Raw genomic sequence first — 4,726 nt, 5'->3', positions numbered from 1 at the left:
TGATATCAAATATGCGCATTTGGCTCTTGCCCTGTCTGATAATCCAGAGGAGAGGAAATTTGCCCAAACTATGATCCGGGATCATGAAGCAGTTAACAAGGCTGCGCTTGATCTCCTCGACAAACTAGATGCTCAGGCACAGGATAATTTTCTAAGTCAGACCTTGAATAACAATTCTGAAAAGATCATCGCTGATCTTACTGCTCTGCGTGGTGTTGAATTTGATCGAGCCTATGCCGCGAATGAATTGGCCTATCACAAGGCTGTCAATGAACTGGTTGAGCATAGCTTTATTCCCAATATCGAAAATGAAGAAGTAAAAGCCCTGTTTCAAAAAGGTCTTGAAATATTCAAGGTTCATGAAGGTCATGCAGAAATGATGGTCAAGAAGTTAAAGTGAGGCCGTGATGAAAAGTCCTGTGATCAAAGGTGGTGTTTCGCCAAAAAATCAAAAGATTAACCGGTCTAAGCAAAGTTTAGGGCCAAAGTCTTCTGCGAAGTGTGAAGCTTACTTTCAATCAAAATTTTTGATGGGACGGCGGTCTTTCTTAGCAGGTGCAATGAGTTTTGCTGGTGCAACGACGGGAATTGTTGCACCAGCCCGTTTCTGGTCGGGAATAACCGCTGGGGGTGGTGCTCTGTCGGGGTTTTCTCATCTGGGGCAAGCGGCAGACCAGATCCGGGAACATACAGTGGAAATTCATAATCTGGTTTTTGTGCCCGAAGTCATCGACGTCTGTCTTGGTGACAAAATCCGTTGGATAAATCGTGATATCAGCCCGCATACGGCAACCGCGCTTGATGGACGTTGGGATACGCAAGAGCTTGCGTTGAATCAGCGCCGCACGCTGACCGTCACCAAAGGCATGGCCGGCGAATATTATTGTCTTTTCCATCCCCATATGAGAGGCGAAATTCGCTTAAAATAAAAACAGGAAACCTGAGCCGCATTTCTCAAGGTTAGTGGCTCAGGCTTTTAAGGGAATTATTTAAGGATCTACTCTGCGACCACCTTGCGATAGAGGTGCCATGTGGAATGACCCAACACAGGCATGACCACGCATAGTCCGACAAAGAAGGGGATCGACCCGATCAGCATTGAACCCGCAACAATGGCGCCCCACACTGCAATGGGGATAGGGTTGGTCATCACTACTTTGACGGATGTTTGCACGGCCAAAGCGGCGCTGATGTCTTTGTCCAGCAACATGGGGAAGGAAATCACGCTGATGGCAAGCACGACAACGGCAAAGATAAACCCGACGCCACAGCCGATAAGGATAAGGTTCCACCCCGCGGGTGTTGTCAGGACTTGACCGATAAAGACACCGATTGACGTGATTTCAGTGGTGCCAAAAAGCGTGTTGAAAAGCATAAGTGCGGTGACCAGCCAGACCAGAAAGATAACTGTTAGTAATATACCCAGTGCACTGATCGATCCGATGGCGGGGGAATGACAAATATTAAAGACGTGACGCCAAGCCAAGCTCATCCCCTTTTCCCGACGGCGGCTGAGTTCGTAGAGACCTAACGCGGCGATGGGACCCAACAGGGCAAAGCCGGATACGATGGGAAAGGCGAGGGGGATAATGTCATACCCGGCGGTCATGCGGGCGGCCAAAAGACCGATGATGGGATAGATAATAGCCAACAACAGAACATGGCTGGGCCTGTGTTTGAAATCATTCAGCCCCTTGGCGAGAACATCCATAAGATCTTCGACGCTAATTTTATTGATTTTGGGAATGCTTTTTACGGCGTCCCTTTCCAGATGGGCGACGGGATCATATTGCGTTGCAGTCTTTGGCATAAGCTTTTCTCCTGAACCAATGGTTCGCGAACAGCACAGACAACTTGATACAACTTTACAGCTAGGCGACAGAAAAAACCGATCAGAAGGAAAGGAACAAACAATCTGCCATTCCTCAAAGACGGTTTATGACACCACCCCATAGGGCCGCTATCCGCTTATCTGTTGCGTATATTACACGAAAAGAGCACCGCCGTCACCTTGTGCGGGAGTGTTGGGGACATTGTTCAGGTGAAATCAATCTTGATGATTGTTTTGGCAATCTTAAATTGCATATTTAATCAAATATTCTTCACCTGATATTCATTGTTTTGTGAGAGGGTAAAGTCATCTTTGTTGAATGCTGATAAAAGGATGAAGCTATGACGCCAAAACAAGTTGCTCTGGTTCAAAAGACTTTTAAGTCGGTTGCGGCAATCAGTGAGCAGGCTGCGGAGCTTTTTTATGGTCGTTTGTTTGAGCTTGATCCATCCCTTAAACGCCTTTTCAAGGGCGATATGAAAGAACAGGGACGCAAGTTGATGGCCGTTATTGGTGTTGCTGTTGCCAGTTTGAATAATTTGGAAAAAATTATACCAACGGTGCAAAAGCTTGGGGCCAAGCATGCGGGCTATGGTGTGAAAGAAGCAGATTATGCCACTGTGGCCAACGCGCTGCTTTGGACGTTGGAAAAGGGGTTAGGCCCCGATTTTACTGCCGAAGTCAAAGTTGCCTGGACTGAGACATATCAAACGCTTGCCTCTGTGATGATTGAGGCGTCTAAAAATCATGAATTTGACGGCGTTTTTCTGGAGTTCCTCGCACAAGCTTATCAAAAGATACCAGAGCTGGAAAAACGTCAAAATTTGGAAGCTTGAATATTAGTCGTTCAATAAGCAAACATTAACAATGCCTGGCTTGGGGGGGATGGTGAAGCGAATAACGGGGACATATTTTCGAGTACCTGATTTTACAGGTCTTGCTGAGTTTTATGCTGATTTTCTGGGGATGAAAGTTGTGCATCGTGATGCTGATCGCATTGCTTTCAGCTTTGACAAATCCCAGAACAGTCTTGTATTTCAAAAAGCTGATGTCTCTGACTATTGTGCGGGGACACATGATTTTTATTGGAAAATCGGTATTACCCTCAAGAACCTGGATGACGCCGTCAATTATTTGCGAGGCAGAGGCATACCCCTAAACGATCCCATCCAGTTCAGGGATATTGGCTATATGACCAAGATGACCGATCCCAAGGGTTTTCAGATCGAATTGTTGCAACAGGGATTTGAGGGAAATGCAGAAGCTCTTGATCTTGGTTCCCTTGCGTCAAGCCATGCCATCGCTGATCAGGCTATTTTGGCGCATATTACCCTGCGTGTGACTGACCTTGTTACGGCGCGTGATTATTTCGAAAATAAATTGGGGATGCGTCTGATGTCGATCCAGCCAGTAAATGACAGAGGGTTTTGCCTCTATTTTTACAGCTGGAATAACGAAGCGCTGCCTGACCCGGATCTGAAAGCCGTGGCCAATCGCGAATGGCTTTGGCGCCGCCCCTATAGTTTGATTGAGCTACAGCACTGGGAAAATTCGGCAGTGCAGATTTCACAAACACCGATGGATCAAGCCGGTTTTGACGGTTTTTCTTTTGATGATGAAACTTTGAATGGGAAGGCTGGTTCTGTTGAGCGCAAAGTGACCTTAACCGACATGTCGATAATTTAATCTCGTAAAAGTATTGTTTAAAGCTCCTGACAAAATGCTGTCAGTAGGTCGGTGTTATAGATAAGCCCATCTTTTAATGGGAACCTTAACATGCAATTTGATGCCGACCTGAAGTCTGATCACAAAGATCTGTTCCTTTCCGCTCGTGAATATCTGCTTTCCTTTGCCGGGATGTTGGAAATCAGGAAAGAGCGCATTACCACCTATGCCTATAAAAGCTCAGATGCCTCATCTGTGCGTAACACAGCCGCGGGTAATATTTGTCATATGCGGACCATGCCCTATGGCATCGATCTGGGCTTCTTAAAGGGCGCACGTATGAAAGATGATCTAGGGCTTTTGCAGGGCGCGGGGAAAGCCATGCGTGTTTTACCGCTTCACCAACTGAATAAAGATGTCATCAGGTATTATATAGATCAGGCCATTCTGATAAATAATAACCGCAAAAACGATGATTAGGGAAAGTTATATTGTTCTATTTTTGAGACAATGAGTTTGAATTTACCTAACTTGTTCTGATTGTTTGCTGGGGTCATATTTCTAATCAAGAAAGGCGCCGTGGGTTGATGGCAAAAATAAAACCTCAACCCACAGCCAAATTTTTGGAAATGACTTAATCGCGCGGACTATTCTTATCCACCTTCGGTTCATATACCTGCTTTGGATAAGTGTATCGGCGATATCGCAAAAGGAACTGGTAATATGCCCGGCAAATTGATCAATGGTATCTGGACCCGTGAAGAAGATATCAAGGCATCCGAAGATGGGCAGTATCGCCGCGAGGAAACATCGTTCCGTCACTGGATCGTGCCGAAAAGCGTTGGCCGTGATGGAACAAGTGCTGCTGATGAAAATGGGACAAATGAACAGAACATAAAATTCAGACCCGAAGCGGGCCGTTACCACCTCTATGTCAGTGATGCCTGTCCTTGGGCGCACCGCACTTTGGTTATGCGCTCGCTCAAGGGGTTGGAAGATGCGATTTCTGTCTCAACGGTGAACCCGGTTCTGCAAGATGATGGATGGGAATTTACCGATGTTGCTGGGGATATTGCCGGGGATATTGAGGGCGGATATCCCGATCATCTGTTCGGTAAATCCTTTTTGCGTGAAATTTATACCGCGGCTGATCCAACCTATACAGGGCGGGTGAGTGTTCCGGTACTTTGGGATAAAAAACTCAACACCATTGTCAGTAATGAATCAGCA

At 46.3% G+C, this 4,726-nt stretch carries 6 protein-coding genes and 1 pseudogene; 6 read left to right on the top strand and 1 reads right to left on the bottom strand.

Annotated features, from left to right (window positions below; all coding sequences use genetic code 11):
* A partial coding sequence (locus Q0241_RS07080; protein ID WP_299375240.1) for a DUF4142 domain-containing protein occupies nucleotides 1–400 on the top strand: 400 nt, incomplete at its 5' end.
* Nucleotides 401–407: 7 nt separating this feature from the next.
* Nucleotides 408–929: a cupredoxin domain-containing protein gene (locus tag Q0241_RS07075; RefSeq protein ID WP_299375238.1), complete on the top strand. Its 522-nt coding sequence runs from the start codon at nucleotides 408–410 to the stop codon at nucleotides 927–929.
* A 68-nt stretch (nucleotides 930–997) separates the two neighbouring features.
* Here Q0241_RS07075 and Q0241_RS07070 read toward each other — a convergent pair whose 3' ends face one another.
* Entirely contained in the window at nucleotides 998–1,810 is an 813-nt protein-coding gene (locus tag Q0241_RS07070; protein ID WP_299375235.1) for a DUF2189 domain-containing protein, read from the bottom strand.
* 362 nt (nucleotides 1,811–2,172) lie between these two features.
* Between Q0241_RS07070 and Q0241_RS07065 the strand changes: the two genes are divergently transcribed.
* The 4 genes and pseudogenes from Q0241_RS07065 to Q0241_RS07050 all read left to right on the top strand — a co-directional run.
* Nucleotides 2,173–2,667, top strand: a complete 495-nt coding sequence (locus tag Q0241_RS07065; protein WP_299375232.1) for a globin family protein — start codon at nucleotides 2,173–2,175, stop codon at nucleotides 2,665–2,667.
* A gap of 31 nt (nucleotides 2,668–2,698) precedes the next feature.
* The gene (locus Q0241_RS07060) at nucleotides 2,699–3,517 is read left to right on the top strand and encodes a VOC family protein (protein ID WP_299375230.1); all 819 of its coding nucleotides are present in this window, start codon (nucleotides 2,699–2,701) and stop codon (nucleotides 3,515–3,517) included.
* A gap of 90 nt (nucleotides 3,518–3,607) precedes the next feature.
* On the top strand, nucleotides 3,608–3,976 hold the full coding sequence (locus tag Q0241_RS07055; RefSeq protein ID WP_299375228.1) for a hypothetical protein: 369 nt from the start codon (nucleotides 3,608–3,610) through the stop codon (nucleotides 3,974–3,976).
* A gap of 243 nt (nucleotides 3,977–4,219) precedes the next feature.
* A pseudogene (locus Q0241_RS07050) lies at nucleotides 4,220–4,726 on the top strand (hypothetical protein); the annotation flags it as partial.

The sequence above is a fragment of the uncultured Kiloniella sp. genome (assembly GCF_937128705.1).
Taxonomy (GTDB): Bacteria; Pseudomonadota; Alphaproteobacteria; order Kiloniellales; family Kiloniellaceae; genus Kiloniella.
Note: the sequence above shows the minus strand (reverse complement) of the source record. Positions and strands in the feature narration are given on the sequence as shown.

Bases quoted from the DNA above. Each gene is read 5' to 3' on its own strand.
- Q0241_RS07070 (WP_299375235.1), bottom strand. From the start codon at position 1,810: ATGCCAAAGACTGCAACGCAATATGATCCCGTCGCCCATCTGGAAAGG.
- Q0241_RS07055 (WP_299375228.1), top strand. From the start codon at position 3,608: ATGCAATTTGATGCCGACCTGAAGTCTGATCACAAAGATCTGTTCCTT.
- Q0241_RS07075 (WP_299375238.1), top strand. From the start codon at position 408: ATGAAAAGTCCTGTGATCAAAGGTGGTGTTTCGCCAAAAAATCAAAAG.
- Q0241_RS07060 (WP_299375230.1), top strand. From the start codon at position 2,699: ATGCCTGGCTTGGGGGGGATGGTGAAGCGAATAACGGGGACATATTTT.
- Q0241_RS07065 (WP_299375232.1), top strand. From the start codon at position 2,173: ATGACGCCAAAACAAGTTGCTCTGGTTCAAAAGACTTTTAAGTCGGTT.